The organism is Enterobacter sp. E1, from assembly GCF_016809815.1.
GTDB lineage: Bacteria > Pseudomonadota > Gammaproteobacteria > Enterobacterales > Enterobacteriaceae > Enterobacter > Enterobacter adelaidei.
The window spans coordinates 82,262-96,772 of sequence record NZ_JAFBJM010000012.1; the positions used below are offsets into that span (position 1 = coordinate 82,262).

Sequence of the window (14,511 nt, forward strand, 5' to 3'; positions counted from 1 at the left end):
AAACTAGGAAATATTCCCGGTTTCACCTGGACGCTGTCTCAGGCGTCTCTCCCGGCTGATTTTTACAATGCCTGCCATTCGCAGGTATAAAAATCAGCTCAGGAGCAAACCATGCTGGCCTTCTTAAACCAGGTGCGCAAGCCGACCCTGGATCTGCCGCTCGACGTGCGGCGTAAAATGTGGTTCAAACCGTTCATGCAGTCCTACCTGGTGGTCTTTATTGGCTACCTGACCATGTACCTGATCCGCAAAAACTTTAACATCGCGCAGAATGACATGATCTCGACCTACGGGCTGAGCATGACGCAGCTGGGGATGATTGGCCTGGGCTTCTCCATCACCTACGGCGTGGGTAAAACGCTGGTTTCCTATTACGCCGACGGCAAAAACACCAAGCAGTTCCTGCCGTTTATGCTGATCCTCTCCGCCATCTGTATGCTCGGCTTCAGCGCCAGCATGGGCGCGGGCTCGGTTAGCCTGTTCCTGATGATTGCCTTCTATGCCCTGAGCGGTTTCTTCCAGAGTACCGGCGGGTCGTGCAGCTATTCCACCATCACCAAATGGACGCCGCGCCGCAAGCGTGGTTCGTATCTTGGCATGTGGAACATCTCCCACAACCTCGGTGGTGCGGGGGCGGCAGGCGTGGCGCTGTTCGGTGCCAACTATCTGTTCGACGGCCATGTGATCGGCATGTTTATCTTCCCGTCGATTATCGCCCTGATTGTCGGCTTTATCGGCCTGCGCTTCGGTAGTGACTCCCCGGAATCTTACGGCCTCGGCAAAGCTGAAGAGCTGTTTGGCGAGGAGATCAGCGAAGAGGACAAAGAAACCGAAGAAAACGAGATGACCAAATGGCAGATCTTTGTTGAGTACGTGCTGAAAAACAAAGTGATCTGGCTGTTATGTTTCTCGAACATCTTCCTGTACGTGGTGCGTATCGGTATCGACCAGTGGTCAACCGTGTATGCCTTCCAGGAGCTGAAGCTCTCTAAAGAGGTCGCGATTCAGGGCTTTACCCTGTTCGAAGTGGGCGCGCTGGTCGGCACGCTGCTGTGGGGCTGGCTCTCGGATCTCGCTAATGGCCGTCGCGCGCTGGTGGCCTGCATCGCGCTGGCGCTGATTATCGCCACCTTGGGCGTTTACCAGCATGCCAGCAACCAGTATGTATACCTGGCGTCCCTGTTCGCGCTCGGCTTCCTGGTGTTTGGTCCACAGCTGCTGATCGGCGTGGCCGCCGTTGGTTTCGTACCTAAAAAAGCGATCGGCGCTGCCGATGGGATTAAGGGCACCTTCGCGTACCTGATTGGCGACAGCTTCGCCAAGCTCGGTCTGGGGATGATCGCCGACGGCACGCCAATTTTCGGCCTCACCGGCTGGGCTGGCACCTTCGCCGCGCTGGATGCGGCAGCGATCGGCTGTATCGTCCTGATGGCGATGGTCGCGGTGCTGGAAGAGCGTAAGATCCGCCGCGAAAACCGCGCGCAGAAGCAGAAATTGAAAGCAGCCTGAGTGTGCAGGTGACTTCTTTGCCCGGCTGACCGCCGGGCTTTTTTATTAACTGAGTTAATACCTACCCCAAAACAAAAATATCCCCTGTTGACGGGGTGACTGTGCCGGGCAACCACAAATTGCCCCATTTACCCGTACAGTGGCAGCCCATTATTTTGTCCGGTTTTAGGCCGTGTAGAAACTGCCTGACTGCCCAGAGCTTACGAGGTGATGCACTGCGAAGATGGAAACCACCGAAAATTGCATGGATGTGATTGATGCCAGTTATGCTCTGGCAGTGACGCACAATATCCATCAGACCCCGGTGACCGCAGCCGATAAAAATGATCAGTCCAAGGTCAGATTTATAAATCAGAGCCCCTTCATCTTTTACATAGTCCGCATTCGCTTTTTTTCTGCCGATAACACCGTATGCGTGCGGTTTGGCGACAGGAATCTCCCCTGACCACATAAAACGCTTTCCAATCTGAAGCGGGGTACTGCTGTATTCCATGCGATAGCGTGAATAATCATTATTCAGCGACAATTTTTTTAGTCTGGCGGTATACCCTAAAAAAGGTATTGCCGAGTAGCGCTCGCAGGCCACGTGGGGATGGCATACGATCCGGCAATTATCCGGTAACCACGGAACGCCGCCGCAATGGTCATAGTGCCCGTGAGAAAGTACCGCTGCGGTCAGGCGGGTCAAATCGATGCCCATTAGACCAGCGTTATACAGGAAGCTATCATCAGGACCGGTATCAAACAGAATGGAATCATTTTCATCCTGTATAAACAGGCTAAGTCCTGCTTTGGCCCGCAGTAAGTTTTTACCGCCGGGGTTAGCCCGATTCTCCAGCAGGACACTGATTGTTATGGACATGTTCGCTCTTTCCCTGAAGTGATTATTTGTTACCGCCAGGCATTGACCATACACTGTGGATATACAATCGTCCCAATAAAAACCAAAGTGGCTTTCCTGCCCTTTTTCCAGCGCTTTTCAGTTCACTATTATGGTTCTGCCCGCTTTTGACGCCGTGTGTTTCCCGCTATGATGAGCGGCTATTCTAAGGAGAACGCATGGTCTGGATAATGCTGGCAACGCTTGCTGTGGTGTTTGTGGTCGGATTTCGGATCCTGACCTCGGATTCCCGACGCGCCATCAAACGCTTAAGCGAACGTCTGGGGATCACCCCGATGCCCGTTGAGTCGATGATCGACCAGTTTGGCAAAACGCCGGGGAATGAGTTTATTCGTTATCTTGAGCGCCCGGACGAGGCGCACCTGCAAAACGCGGCACAAGTGTTGCTGATCTGGCAGGTCTGCATCGTCGATGGTAGCGAAGAGAACCTGCACACCTGGCACCGCATGCTGCGTAAAGCCCGCCTGGCTGCGCCAATCACCGATGCGCAAGTCCGACTCGCGCTCGGCTTTATGCGCGAGATCGAGCCCGATCTGCAGGAACTTAATGCCTTCCAGCTACGCTACAACCAACTTTTCTTGCCGGAAGAGGGCGTGTTTTACCTGCATTAAGCCATTTTGCCGCACAAGATATTCTGCGCGTTCAGAATTTCTTCTCTGTTTTCATTGAGGCGGGTTGCCGCGTAGATATCAATATTTAATCTCTTTGCTTCATCGTCCGTTAGCTCCCGGTAGCATAGCCCCTCCTGATTGAAGGTGCATTTTGACTGCGGTAGCAGCGCAAATCCTTTCCCTCTCGCTATTCGACTCAGCATCACGAGTGAATCGTCCGGCTCTTTTATTCGTTTCAGCGGTGTTTTCAGCGTGTCGAAGTAGTTTTCACATTTGTCGTAAAATGAAGGGTTTGCACTTCTGGAAAACCAGAAAATGGGTAAGTCACTGATATCTTCGAGGGAGACTTTTTCTTTCAGGCTGGCAGGGTGTAAAGAGGGCATGGCGATGAGTAACGGCTCCTGACAGACCCAACGGTACTGAACAATATCTTCATGGCCTGTCCCTTTTTCCCCGGTTAACACCAGATCCAGCATATTTTTTGACAAGCTTTGCAGCAGCTGGGCTGACGTCAGGTCCGGTGTTTCGACATCATCCCCGGCGTTCAGTTTTTGCAGCTGGCTATTCACCGGTTCAATATATTCAAAATTAAGCGTTCGCGTGAGTCCGATACGCAGGTTGGTTTCAGAAGAGAGTGAATCCGATTTTAGTTCACTGATTTCGCGTAGGATTTTCTCAGCTTGTACCACCAGTGCACGTCCCGCTTCAGTGAGGCTGACGTCGTGCGTACTCCGACTGAAAAGCTGACGCTGCAAAACGGCTTCAAGACATTTTATCTGGCGAGTCAGGGGGGGTTGCGTCATCCGCAGACGTTCAGCAGCCTTGCGGAAGTTCAACTCATGTGCAACAGCGAGAAAGCATTGCAATTGTTTGATACTGGGAAGGTTATTGCTGATTAAATGTTCTGCTGTAGCCATAACGGTGATCCTGAAAAGCGAAAAGGTATTTTCGTCTATTTTCTTGTCTCAGATCTTACACGGTAATGCTTAAAATAAAAACCTAATTCAATAGTAATACAAAAACTATATTACAGATTTAATAATTCCATTTGGACGCTGAGTTGATAAATTCTTCCTGTAATTATTACTCTTTATTACAAGAGAAATGTGCCCTTTAAAATTTTTTAGCATTCGCATTATTTAAATAATTATTGAGGTAAGTAATATGGGCTCAGAAAAACCTACGCAAAAGATGGCCATAAAGTCGTGGCTTGCTTTATTTATTCTGGCAATTTCAACGTTCACCATTGTCACCACTGAATTGGCACCTGTAGGGTTATTAACGCCTATCGCCGAAGGTCTTCATTCTTCAGAATCCGAGATTGGCATGACCGTTTCTCTTTATGCATGGGTCGGGGCATTAAGTGCACTGTTTGCCTCTGTGTTTTTGGGGAATGTGGCAAAGAAGCGTCTTTTACTGGTGCTCACCGTCGTTCTTATGATGTCCAATGTCCTGGCCGCTACGGTAGACACTTACAATGTACTGCTCAGTGCACGCGTATTGGGTGCACTTGCGCATGGGGCATTCTGGGCGATGATCGGCGTGACAGCGGTAGCCATCGTTCCTGCAAGATATATCGGGACGGCCACATCAATCGTGTTTGGCGGCGTATCTGCCGCAAGCGTGTTTGGTGTACCGATATCTAACTATATTGGCATTCATTTTGGCTGGAGACAGGCATTCTGGCTGATGGCGACGCTCAGCGTCGTGGCTTTTGTGGGGATTACTGTTCTTGTTCCACAGATCACCAGTAAGAGTGCAATTGGTCTTGATGCGCTGAAAAGCGTGCTGAAATCATCCACGCTATGGAAAATTTACTCTGCCACATTGCTTGCCGTTACCGCCCACTTTGCCGCATTTACCTACATTGAGCCCTGGTTACATACGCAGAGTTTACTCACCGCTGCTTTTATTCCGGCTGTGCTTTTTGTTTACGGCATCGCGGGTCTGGCCGGGAATTTCCTGACCGGGGTATTGATTGATAAATATCTTAAGATGACGGTGGCTTTATCCGTTCTCCTTATCTGTGCAGTGTTGATCACCCTGGGATTGTCAGGTTCTTCGCTCTCTGCCGCATACATTTTGACTGCCATGGTTATCTGGGGTGTAGCGGTGTCAGGCATCTTTGTCGGCTTCCAGACATGGGTATTACGGATGGCGGAAGATAAAACGTTTCCTGCCTCGGCACTCTATGTTTCGATTTTTAATATCGCCATTGGTATCGGCGCGTCAGTGGGTGCCTGGATGGTGTCATCATTCTCGGTCCCTCTTCTGTATATCGTAGCAGGTACAGCCATCGGCCTTTCCGTTCTGCTTGTTGCGATCGTTCCTGCAAGTCTTACTGCTAAACACTCTCACGTTGAGAAATCGTATGAGCCAAATTAATGGCAGCATGCGGTACAGCGGAGAAATAAAAATATCATGAGTTCTTCAGATATAAAAAAACCGGGTTACCCGGTTTTTTATTTTTATGATAACGTATCAGGCATTCACCCCTTTCATACCCTCTGCAGAATAGCGATCGCCTTTTATGTCTATTTGTCGATGAAGAGTGTTCAACGAATCAATATCTGTATTCTCAAGCACAATGTCGGCAGCGCGCGCATTCTCGGTCAGATAATTGAGGTGCTTTGTGCCCGGAATGGGGACCAGCTTATCGTATTGCGCTAACAGCCATGCAAGCGCAATCTGACCTGCGGTACAGCCATATTTTGTCGCCAGCGGAGTAATGATATCGAGCAACTGGCGATTATGATCGAGACTGGACTGAATAAAACGCTCGTTATTCTTGCGGAAATCACCTTCTGCAAAATCACTGTTGTTCAGGTATTTCCCGGTAAGGAAGCCTCTACCGAGAGGCGAGTAAGGAACCAGGCCGATATCCAACTCTTTCACGACCGGCAGAACGGTATCTTCAATATCACGCGTCCACAGGGAATATTCTGTTTGCAGCGCGGTGACAGGATGTACTTCATGGGCTCGTCGCAGCGTGGAAGCTGAAACCTCACAAAGACCAATATGGTTAATTTTACCTTCTTTAACGAGCGCACTCAGGCAATCCATGCTTTCTTCGATCGGTGTTTCGTTGCTCACTCTGTGAAGGTAAAAGAGATCGATGCGCTCAACGCCAAGGCGCTTAAGGGATTCGTTACAGCAACGGATGATATAGTCGGGTTTGTTATTAATGGAGCGGGCATAGGACTCGTCGGGAGAGCGATCGATACCGCACTTCGTGGCAATTTTAAACTGCTCGCGTGTGCTTTTATCCAGCCCGGCAAGAAAGTGACCGATCAGCCTTTCATTGTGACCGCGGCCATACAGATTTGCGGTATCAATGAACGTCACGTTCAGTTCAATGAGCTTATGCAACACCTCAAGTGATGCATAGTCATTCGTCTGCCCGTAAAATTCACTCAGCCCCATCCCACCAAAGCCAATAGAACTAACAGTAAGATTTTGAGATAAGTTACGAGTTTTCATAGTTTCTCCTTTTCAGACGCTATGATTGTTTCACCTCAAATGTGGATACTGAATTTTCATTTTCGTTATGCTGAAAAGGTATCAGTTCCCGCCGATCTGCCTCCCGGAAAATTAAAAACGACAAAAGTTGTCAAATCGTTAAATTCGTCACACTTTTGATGATAAACTGCGCGACTTTTCCGCACGTTTTTATCTTCAGGTGACGCCATGACAGAACATATCCAGCCCACGACCAGACCGCAGACCAAAGAGGTTTCACGCCCGAACTGGTCGGCGGTTTTCTCCGTGGCATTCTGCGTCGCCTGCCTGATTACCGTTGAGTTTTTACCGGTCAGCCTGCTGACGCCCATGGCGCAGGATCTGGGCATTTCCGAAGGTGTGGCGGGACAGTCTGTTACCGTAACTGCCTTTGTGGCGATGTTCGCCAGCCTGTTTATCACCCAGGTGATTGGTACCATTGACCGCCGCAAAGTGGTTATTCTGTTTAGCGTGCTGCTAACGCTCTCCTGCCTGCTGGTTTCTTTTGCCAATAACTTTACCCTGCTGTTGCTTGGACGCGCCTGTCTGGGTTTAGGCTTGGGCGGCTTCTGGGCAATGTCCGCCTCACTGACCATGCGGCTTGTACCTGCCCGCACGGTGCCAAAAGCGTTGTCCGTTATCTTCGGTGCGGTCTCTATCGCGCTGGTGATCGCCGCGCCGCTGGGCAGTTTCCTTGGTGGGATTATCGGCTGGCGAAACGTGTTTAATGCGGCGGCGGTAATGGGTTTTCTGTGCATTATCTGGGTGTGGAAAGCACTGCCGTCTCTGCCCGGTGAAGCCGCGCATCACAAACAGAACATGTTCAGCCTGCTGAAGCGCCCGGGTGTGCTGGCGGGGATGACTGCTATCTTTATGTCTTTCGCCGGGCAGTTTGCCTTCTTCACCTACATCCGCCCGGTGTTTATGACCATGGCGGGATTTGACGTGGATGGCCTGACGCTGGTGCTGTTGAGTTTCGGTATCGCCAGTTTTGTGGGCACCTCACTCTCGTCCCAGTTCCTGAAACGCTCCCTGAAAGTGGCGCTGGCGGGCGCACCGCTGGTGCTGGCTATCAGTGCCACGGTACTGGTGCTGTGGGGTAGCGATAAATGGGTGGCGTCGGCGATTGCCATTATCTGGGGCTTTGCCTTTGCGCTGGTGCCGGTGGGCTGGTCAACGTGGATCACCCGCTCGCTGGCCGATCAGGCGGAAAAAGCCGGTTCCATTCAGGTGGCGGTGATCCAGCTGGCGAACACCTGCGGTGCTGCCATCGGCGGTGTTGCGCTCGACCATCTGGGGTTGACGTCACCGCTGGTGATTTCCGGTACGCTGATGCTGCTGACGGCGCTGCTGGTGGCGGGTAAGGTTAAAGCGAAGTAGTGGTTTTCTCCCTCTCCCGTGGGAGAGGGAATCTGGCTACGCCGATGTCTGAACCCGTCTTCTCGAATCCATCGAAATCAGCACTACCGACGACACAATCAGCAGCGTGCCCAGCCAGTCCGGCAGGGTGAACGCCACGCCCAGCAGGATAACCGACAATAGCGCGCTGCTCAGCGGCTCGGCGCAGCTCAGAATGCTCGCCTTTGGCCCGCCAATCATCTGCGCACCTTTCAGGTACAGGCTGAACGTCAGCGCCGTACCGATCACCACCAGGTAGAAGAACGCCAGCAGCAGGCTGCCATCAATGACAAACGTTGTCCCGCGCCCGGCGTAGAACGGGGTCAGCATTACCCCGGCAATCAACATACTCCAGCCAACAATCGGCAGCGTGCCGTAGCGGGCGATCAGCGTTGACGGGTAAGTGGTATAAAACGCGGCGGCAAAGGCGGAAGCGATCCCGAAGAACAGCGCCGCAGGCGAAATAGAGAGTGAGGTTGGATCGCCATGCGTCACCAGCAGGAACGTGCCGACAAGCGACGTCATTATTGCGGATAAGACAAACACACCAGGGCGCTTTTTCCGCGCCAGCGCAAACCACGCCACGATGATGGTCGGCGACAGGAATTGCAGCACGGTGGCGGTTGCTGCGTTGGATTTTTCAATCGTCAGCAGGAAAGTAAGCTGCACGGTGAGCGCGCCAACCAGCGAGAAAATCAGCAGGCTGAGGGCATCTTTTCGATTTTTGATGACCGAGAAAATCTTGTCGCCGTGAACAAAGGAAAGCGTAAGCAGGATCACGCCGGTAAACAGCAGGCGAACCATGGTCAGATAAGGCGAAGAAATATGGCTTTTCTCCATGATGTACTGCGCGCAAACTCCTGAACTTCCCCATAAAACGGCGGCGATCAGGACGTTTAGCATCCCTTTACGTGTGGAACCCATGTTCTCCCCTGTTATGTTGGTTTTTTCCCAGCATAACATGGGACGATTGCCTGTGGCGTGCAGCCAGGAGCCCTAAACCAGACTCGTCATGGGAAACGTAGCGGCGTACTTAATAATCTTCCATACAATCCACCTGACCAATCGCAGCCCAGTAGGCGTCCAGATTGTCGCGCTTCACGGCGGTAATGGCGTTTTTGATCAGGAGTTGATTGGCCTCGGATGACAAAATCATCTCCTGCCAGGCTTTATCGCTCTGCTTTTTCTGTGGCGTACAGGTTTTCTTAATATCTTTAAGGACCTGCTGCTTTATTTGTGCCTCTTTCGCCGGGTCGTCCTTTTCCTGTGCATGGACAAACGCGGCGAAGAGCAGACAAACCAGCAGGCAGACCAGGTGCGCAGCTTTCATCAAAACCCCCTTTAGAAGTCACATGCTTCCTATGAAATATATCGTTACATTCAGTGTAGCGACTCCAGTCGAAAGTATGAATTTTCTCCAGGATGAGTGTGTGAGATAGTGAAACGGCACAGAAAAATAAGGAGAAAAATATGCACCTGAGCATTACTGATACAGTCACCACGCAAGAGAAAGAGGAGTTACTGACGGGGCTGAGAGCCTATAACGGGCAGTTTCTCGATCTATCGAATTTTAGCGGTGAAATTGGTGTTTACATGCGAGATGAAAATGGCGTGATGCTGGGCGGATTAATTGGCGTACGTAAAGGCGACTGGCTGAATATCGACTTTCTCTGGGTCAGCGATACCGTGCGGGGTTCCGGTGTGGGTAGCCAGATCATTAAATCGGCCGAAGAGGAAGCCAGACGCAACGGCTGTAAACATGCGCTCGTCGACACCGCCAGCTTCCAGGCGCGTCCGTTTTATGAAAAACAGGGGTACCAGCTGCAGATGTCTTTGCAGGATTATCCTTATCCGGGCATGCAGCGGCATTATCTGGCGAAAGCGCTTTAAATCCTGAATCTGTAGGCAGGGTAAGCCCGGCAATCGACCGCATATAACTTATCCTTCTTATTGATTCTTTTTCGTTTTTTAGCTCATCGCCGCGTTGTCGATATAGTCATCAAAACGTTTATCAAAAGGAACTGTATCGTGAAACTCCGATTGGGTGTGCTTCTTCTGACCGGCCTGCTGCTGGCGGGCTGTGACCAAAGTGGCAATGATGTTAAGCACATTAAAGTGGGCGTCATCAATGGCGCCGAACAAGACGTGGCGGAAGTTGCCAAAAAGGTGGCGAAAGAGAAATATGGCCTGGATGTGGAGCTGGTGGGCTTCAGCGGATCGCTGCTGCCCAACGATGCCACCAACCACGGTGAACTGGATGCCAACGTCTTCCAGCATCGCCCATTCCTTGAAGAAGATAACAAGGCGCACGGCTACAAACTGGTCGCCGTGGCGAACACCTTTGTTTTCCCGATGGCCGGGTATTCCCGCAAGATCAAATCCGTGTCCGATCTGAAAGATGGCGCGACCATTGCTATTCCGAACGACCCGACTAACCTCGGCCGCGCGCTGTTGCTGCTGCAAAAAGAGAAGCTGATTACCCTCAAGCCAGACGTTGGCCTGCTGCCGACGGCGCTGGATATCACGGCAAATCCCAAAAACCTGAAAATTATGGAGCTGGAAGGGGCGCAGCTGCCGCGCGTGCTGGATGACCCGAAAGTTGATGTTGCCATCATCAGCACCACCTATCTCCAGCAAACCGGGCTGTCGCCGGTGCATGACGGCGTATTTATCGAAGACAAAGATTCACCGTACGTGAACATTGTGGTGACGCGTGAAGACAACAAAGACGCAGAAAACGTGAAGGAGTTTATTCAGTCGTATCAGTCACCTGAGGTGGCGAAAGCGGCGGAGACGATCTTTAACGGTGGGGCGGTACCAGGCTGGTAAGCACGCTGGCGGGGAAACCCGCCTTTTCCTATTGGCCCGATTCCATCGATCATCGCCCTTTAGCCCACATCGCAAAACTGCCCCTCTGGCTATTCTCCTTATCACACCAACCGGAGGATACCCTATGAACATCACCCAAATTCGCAATGCCACTCAGCTGATTACCTACGCCGGAAAACGTTTATTAATTGACCCAATGCTGGCACCAAAAGGCGCGTATCCCGGTTTTCCGGGCACGGCGCGTGCAGACATTCGCAACCCGATGGTCGACCTGCCCGTTGACGTAAAAACGCTGCTGGATGCCGATGCCGTGATTGTCACCCACACCCATGACGATCACTGGGATCAAACGGCCATTGAGCTGATCGCCAAAGACAAACCGGTCTATGTGCAAAACGACAGCGACGCCGCGTTGCTGCGCACCCAGGGGTTTACCCACCTGACGGTGATGACCGAAGAGACTCGCTTTGGCGATATCCGCATCACGAAGACCCACGGTGGCCAGCACGGTACCGATCGCGCTTATGCGGTGCCAGAGCTGGCAGAACGTCTGGGCGAAGCCTGCGGTGTGGTGTTGCGCCATCCTGATGAGAAGACGCTGTACATCGCAGGCGATACCATCTGGCGCGAAGAGGTGGCGACCGATCTGCAAAAACACCAGCCGGATGTGGTAGTACTGAATGCCGGTTACGCGCATGTGCTGGGTTTCGGGCCGATTATCATGGGCGAGCAGGACGTGCTGAACGTCCATTTCCTGCTGCCGCAGGCACAGATTGTGGCGGTCCATATGGAGGCGATCAACCACTGCCTGTTAACCCGCCACGCACTGCGTGAGTACGCCGAAGCCAACCAGTTCAGTGATGCGCTGAGCATTCCACAGGATGGCGAAAGCGTTATATTCTGAGTGTTTAAAGGGGAAGGGAGAGACAGATGCCGCCAGTAAACGTCGCGATTGTTGCGGTGGACGGGTTTAGCCCGTTCCACTACTCCGTTCCCTGCATTCTGTTTGGTGATACGGTATCCGGTGAAAAGCGCTTTAACGTGACGATCTGCGCCGAAACGCCGGGTTTTCTCACCTCAAAAGACGGATTTGCCCTCAACGCCACGCAGGACTACACCGCTATTGGTCAGGCCGATATTGTTGTCGTTCCCTACTGGCAGCATGTCCTTGAACGCCCGCCTCAGGTGCTGCTCGACAGCCTGGTGCAGGCAAGAGACAACGGCGCGGAAATGGTCGGGCTGTGTCTGGGATCATTTGTGCTGGCCTATGCGGGCATTCTCGACGGCAAACGCGCGGCAACGCACTGGGAATTTGAGCACCAGTTTCAGTTGCTTTTCCCGAACGTTCAGTTGGATATCAACGCCCTCTACGTGGATGACGACAACATCATCACTTCAGCGGGCACCGCCGCTGCGCTGGATTGTTGTTTGTACATTATCCGCCAGCGCTTTGGCAGCGTGGTCGCGAACCAGATTGCCCGGCGGATGATTGTGCCGCCGCACCGTGAAGGCGGACAGGCGCAGTTTATTGCCCAGCCGGTGCCAAAAGACACCCGCGATGCGCGGATTAACTGCCTGATCGATTATCTCCAGCAGCACATTACCGAGCCGCATAATCTGGACTCGCTGGCGGAGGTGGTTTCCATGAGCCGCCGCACCCTGACTCGCCATTTTATTAACGCTACGGGGATGAGCGTCGCCGACTGGCTAACTGCGGAACGGTTGCGACGCAGTCAGATATTACTGGAAGCCGGAAATATACCGATTGAACGCGTGGCAGAACAGGTGGGATTTGTGTCGGCGGTGACGTATCGCCAGCAGTTTAAAGCGCGTTTTGGGGTCAGCCCGGCGGAATGGCGAAAAACCTTCCGTCTTCACTGCTAGTGTATTAGGGCTAACTCAAGATTTAAGGGTTAGTTAAATCATTTCGTATTTATTCTTAATACCCTTCTCACTTTTCTGAAAGAAAGATTTATTTTAGGTTCCCTAACGTAAATTACATATACTCACTTTAGGAATACTCCTATATTACTAAAATAATAATTTCGAACATTTTTGTGGCATGGATGAATAGCTCCGGAATAAAAAATAGAATAATTTCATTAGTAAATTATGCTGCTGCTATCTTATTAGCTGTGTTTTTTTTAGCGAGCGCAAATGCTGCGCCGCTGTCGCCAGCCGATCGCGACTCCATTCAACAGCAACAGCAGCAGCTTTTATTACAAAACCAGCAACAGCGTGAAGAGCTGGAGCGCAGTATTCCTCGCCCCGCGCCTGCCAGACCGCTGCCTGTTACCGGATCCGGGCCCTGTTTCACCATTCATACCATTACCCTTTCCGGTGCGACCTTAATCTCCCCGAAAACCCGTCAGACCCTTGTCGCACCGTGGCAGGGGCGGTGTCTGGATATGGCGAAAATAACGGAACTTCTCGCCCATATTTCTGACTGGTATATCAGCCGGGGATATATCACCAGCCGGGCTTTTCTTACCGAGCAGGATCTCTCCGGCGGCCAGCTGGATATTGTTGTGCTGGAAGGCCGGCTGGAAGCGATCCGTCTGGAAGGCGAAACACCACGCATGCTGAAAATGGCGTTTCCGGGACGGGTGGGGGGCATTCTTAATTTACGCGACATCGAACAGGGCATGGAGAAAATTAACCGTTTGCGCACCGAACCGGTTCAGATCGAAATTCTTCCGGGGACGCAGGCCGGATATTCCATCGTTAATCTCACGGCAAAACCGGAATTTCCCTTAAGTGCATCCGTAAGCCTGGATAATAGCGGGCAGAAGAGTACCGGGGAAGATCAGCTGAGTGGCGTGCTCACCGCCAATAATATGCTGGGGCTGGCGGATAAATGGTTTGTCAGCGGCGGGCGCAGCAGTGATTTTGCCAGCGCGTACGATGCGCAGAATTTCCAGGCGGGCGTCAGCGTGCCGTTTGGTTACGGATTACTGGACTACAGCTACGCCTGGAGTAACTACCGGACCACCATCAGTAACCAGGGGTTCAACTGGCTCTCCACGGGCGATACCAAAACCCACCGCGTTAACGCGTCATGGGTGGTCTTCCGCAACGGGGATGTCAAAACCGGCATTGCGGCAGGCGTGGTTCAGCGCTCCAGCCGCAACTGGCTTAACGACGCGCCGCTTCAGAGCAGCACGCGTAACCTCTCCAGCCTGGTCCTGGGAATTACCCACACGCAAAAAATGCTGGGCGGTGTGGCGACCTTCAACCCGACCTGGAGCCACGGTATGCCGTGGTTCAATGCCGAAACCGACGAAGATAAGTCCGGGGATATGCCGCGCGCTGAATTCCGCAAATGGAGCCTGAACGCCAGCTTCCAGCGGCCGATTACCCGTAACGCCTGGTGGCTGACCAGCGCCTACGGCCAGTGGTCGCCCGACCGCCTTTACGGCTCCGAGCGCCTGACGCTCGGCGGTGAAAGCTCCGTGCGCGGTTTTAAAGAGCAGTACCTGTCCGGGGACAACGGCGGCTACTGGCGTAACGAGCTGGGGTATTCCCTCTTCACCCTCCCGGTGCTTGGTGCGGTGAGCGCAACGCTCGCCGTTGACGGCGGCTGGCTGGAAAAAGACCGTCAGGACCGCTTTGCCTCCGGCACGTTATGGGGTGGTTCGGTGGGGCTGAGCAGCGCAGGGCGCTGGTACAGCAGCCAGATTTCGGTCGGTACGCCGTTGCACTACCCTGACTGGCTCGGCCCGGATCATGTGAGCGTTAACTGGCGCATTGCCTTCATGCTTTAAG

The 14,511-nt window shown here is 52.5% G+C and carries 14 protein-coding genes; 9 read left to right on the forward strand and 5 right to left on the reverse strand.

Going from position 1 to position 14,511, the window contains the following annotated elements:
* Nucleotides 1-111 precede the first annotated feature (111 nt).
* Nucleotides 112-1,509 (forward strand): hexose-6-phosphate:phosphate antiporter, encoded by a 1,398-nt coding sequence (uhpT, locus tag JGF26_RS20810; protein WP_028017807.1) that lies wholly within the window; start codon nucleotides 112-114, stop codon nucleotides 1,507-1,509.
* A gap of 61 nt (nucleotides 1,510-1,570) precedes the next feature.
* Here uhpT and JGF26_RS20815 read toward each other — a convergent pair whose 3' ends face one another.
* A complete protein-coding gene (locus JGF26_RS20815) occupies nucleotides 1,571-2,371 on the reverse strand; it encodes an MBL fold metallo-hydrolase (protein ID WP_108089298.1) in 801 nt (266 codons plus the stop codon).
* Nucleotides 2,372-2,568: 197 nt separating this feature from the next.
* Between JGF26_RS20815 and JGF26_RS20820 the strand changes: the two genes are divergently transcribed.
* On the forward strand, nucleotides 2,569-3,021 hold the full coding sequence (locus JGF26_RS20820; RefSeq protein ID WP_028017809.1) for a DUF1198 domain-containing protein: 453 nt from the start codon (nucleotides 2,569-2,571) through the stop codon (nucleotides 3,019-3,021).
* Here the strand turns inward: JGF26_RS20820 and JGF26_RS20825 are convergent.
* Entirely contained in the window at nucleotides 3,018-3,938 is a 921-nt protein-coding gene (locus tag JGF26_RS20825) for a LysR family transcriptional regulator (RefSeq protein ID WP_108089299.1), read from the reverse strand. The genes JGF26_RS20820 and JGF26_RS20825 overlap by 4 nt on opposite strands.
* Before the next feature lie 247 nt (nucleotides 3,939-4,185).
* On the opposite strand from JGF26_RS20825, the gene JGF26_RS20830 reads away from it, so the two are divergent.
* Nucleotides 4,186-5,406, forward strand: coding sequence for an MFS transporter (locus JGF26_RS20830; RefSeq protein ID WP_134708652.1), 1,221 nt, complete (start codon nucleotides 4,186-4,188; stop codon nucleotides 5,404-5,406).
* A 96-nt stretch (nucleotides 5,407-5,502) separates the two neighbouring features.
* Here the strand turns inward: JGF26_RS20830 and JGF26_RS20835 are convergent, their stop codons facing one another.
* A complete protein-coding gene (locus tag JGF26_RS20835; protein WP_134708651.1) occupies nucleotides 5,503-6,501 on the reverse strand; it encodes an aldo/keto reductase in 999 nt (332 codons plus the stop codon).
* A gap of 207 nt (nucleotides 6,502-6,708) precedes the next feature.
* Between JGF26_RS20835 and nepI the strand changes: the two genes are divergently transcribed.
* Nucleotides 6,709-7,899, forward strand: coding sequence for a purine ribonucleoside efflux pump NepI (nepI, locus tag JGF26_RS20840; protein ID WP_028017813.1), 1,191 nt, complete (start codon nucleotides 6,709-6,711; stop codon nucleotides 7,897-7,899).
* Nucleotides 7,900-7,935: 36 nt separating this feature from the next.
* Here the strand turns inward: nepI and JGF26_RS20845 are convergent, their stop codons facing one another.
* A complete protein-coding gene (locus JGF26_RS20845) occupies nucleotides 7,936-8,841 on the reverse strand; it encodes a DMT family transporter (RefSeq protein ID WP_028017814.1) in 906 nt (301 codons plus the stop codon).
* Between the two features lie 109 nt (nucleotides 8,842-8,950).
* Nucleotides 8,951-9,247: a YicS family protein gene (locus JGF26_RS20850; protein WP_028017815.1), complete on the reverse strand. Its 297-nt coding sequence runs from the start codon at nucleotides 9,245-9,247 to the stop codon at nucleotides 8,951-8,953.
* Between the two features lie 140 nt (nucleotides 9,248-9,387).
* Between JGF26_RS20850 and JGF26_RS20855 the strand changes: the two genes are divergently transcribed.
* The 5 genes from JGF26_RS20855 (at nucleotide 9,388) to JGF26_RS20875 (ending at nucleotide 14,510) form a co-directional block, all read left to right on the forward strand.
* A complete protein-coding gene (locus JGF26_RS20855; RefSeq protein ID WP_108089304.1) occupies nucleotides 9,388-9,807 on the forward strand; it encodes a GNAT family N-acetyltransferase in 420 nt (139 codons plus the stop codon).
* 138 nt (nucleotides 9,808-9,945) lie between these two features.
* Nucleotides 9,946-10,746 (forward strand): lipoprotein NlpA, encoded by an 801-nt coding sequence (gene nlpA / locus JGF26_RS20860; RefSeq protein WP_028017817.1) that lies wholly within the window; start codon nucleotides 9,946-9,948, stop codon nucleotides 10,744-10,746.
* Between the two features lie 124 nt (nucleotides 10,747-10,870).
* Complete coding sequence (locus JGF26_RS20865) at nucleotides 10,871-11,650, forward strand: MBL fold metallo-hydrolase (protein WP_028017818.1); 780 nt, start codon at nucleotides 10,871-10,873, stop codon at nucleotides 11,648-11,650.
* A gap of 26 nt (nucleotides 11,651-11,676) precedes the next feature.
* Nucleotides 11,677-12,630, forward strand: coding sequence for a helix-turn-helix domain-containing protein (locus JGF26_RS20870; RefSeq protein WP_134708650.1), 954 nt, complete (start codon nucleotides 11,677-11,679; stop codon nucleotides 12,628-12,630).
* Between the two features lie 182 nt (nucleotides 12,631-12,812).
* Nucleotides 12,813-14,510 carry a ShlB/FhaC/HecB family hemolysin secretion/activation protein gene (locus JGF26_RS20875; protein ID WP_134708649.1) on the forward strand — a complete coding sequence of 566 codons (1,698 nt, stop codon included), beginning with the start codon at nucleotides 12,813-12,815 and terminating at the stop codon, nucleotides 14,508-14,510.
* The last annotated feature ends 1 nt before the right edge of the window (nucleotide 14,511 follow it).

Bases quoted from the DNA above. Each gene is read 5' to 3' on its own strand.
- JGF26_RS20820 (WP_028017809.1), top strand. From the start codon at position 2,569: ATGGTCTGGATAATGCTGGCAACGCTTGCTGTGGTGTTTGTGGTCGGA.
- JGF26_RS20825 (WP_108089299.1), bottom strand. From the start codon at position 3,938: ATGGCTACAGCAGAACATTTAATCAGCAATAACCTTCCCAGTATCAAA.
- JGF26_RS20850 (WP_028017815.1), bottom strand. From the start codon at position 9,247: ATGAAAGCTGCGCACCTGGTCTGCCTGCTGGTTTGTCTGCTCTTCGCC.
- uhpT (WP_028017807.1), top strand. From the start codon at position 112: ATGCTGGCCTTCTTAAACCAGGTGCGCAAGCCGACCCTGGATCTGCCG.
- nepI (WP_028017813.1), top strand. From the start codon at position 6,709: ATGACAGAACATATCCAGCCCACGACCAGACCGCAGACCAAAGAGGTT.
- JGF26_RS20845 (WP_028017814.1), bottom strand. From the start codon at position 8,841: ATGGGTTCCACACGTAAAGGGATGCTAAACGTCCTGATCGCCGCCGTT.
- JGF26_RS20875 (WP_134708649.1), top strand. From the start codon at position 12,813: ATGAATAGCTCCGGAATAAAAAATAGAATAATTTCATTAGTAAATTAT.
- JGF26_RS20830 (WP_134708652.1), top strand. From the start codon at position 4,186: ATGGGCTCAGAAAAACCTACGCAAAAGATGGCCATAAAGTCGTGGCTT.
- JGF26_RS20855 (WP_108089304.1), top strand. From the start codon at position 9,388: ATGCACCTGAGCATTACTGATACAGTCACCACGCAAGAGAAAGAGGAG.
- JGF26_RS20865 (WP_028017818.1), top strand. From the start codon at position 10,871: ATGAACATCACCCAAATTCGCAATGCCACTCAGCTGATTACCTACGCC.
- JGF26_RS20835 (WP_134708651.1), bottom strand. From the start codon at position 6,501: ATGAAAACTCGTAACTTATCTCAAAATCTTACTGTTAGTTCTATTGGC.
- JGF26_RS20870 (WP_134708650.1), top strand. From the start codon at position 11,677: ATGCCGCCAGTAAACGTCGCGATTGTTGCGGTGGACGGGTTTAGCCCG.
- JGF26_RS20815 (WP_108089298.1), bottom strand. From the start codon at position 2,371: ATGTCCATAACAATCAGTGTCCTGCTGGAGAATCGGGCTAACCCCGGC.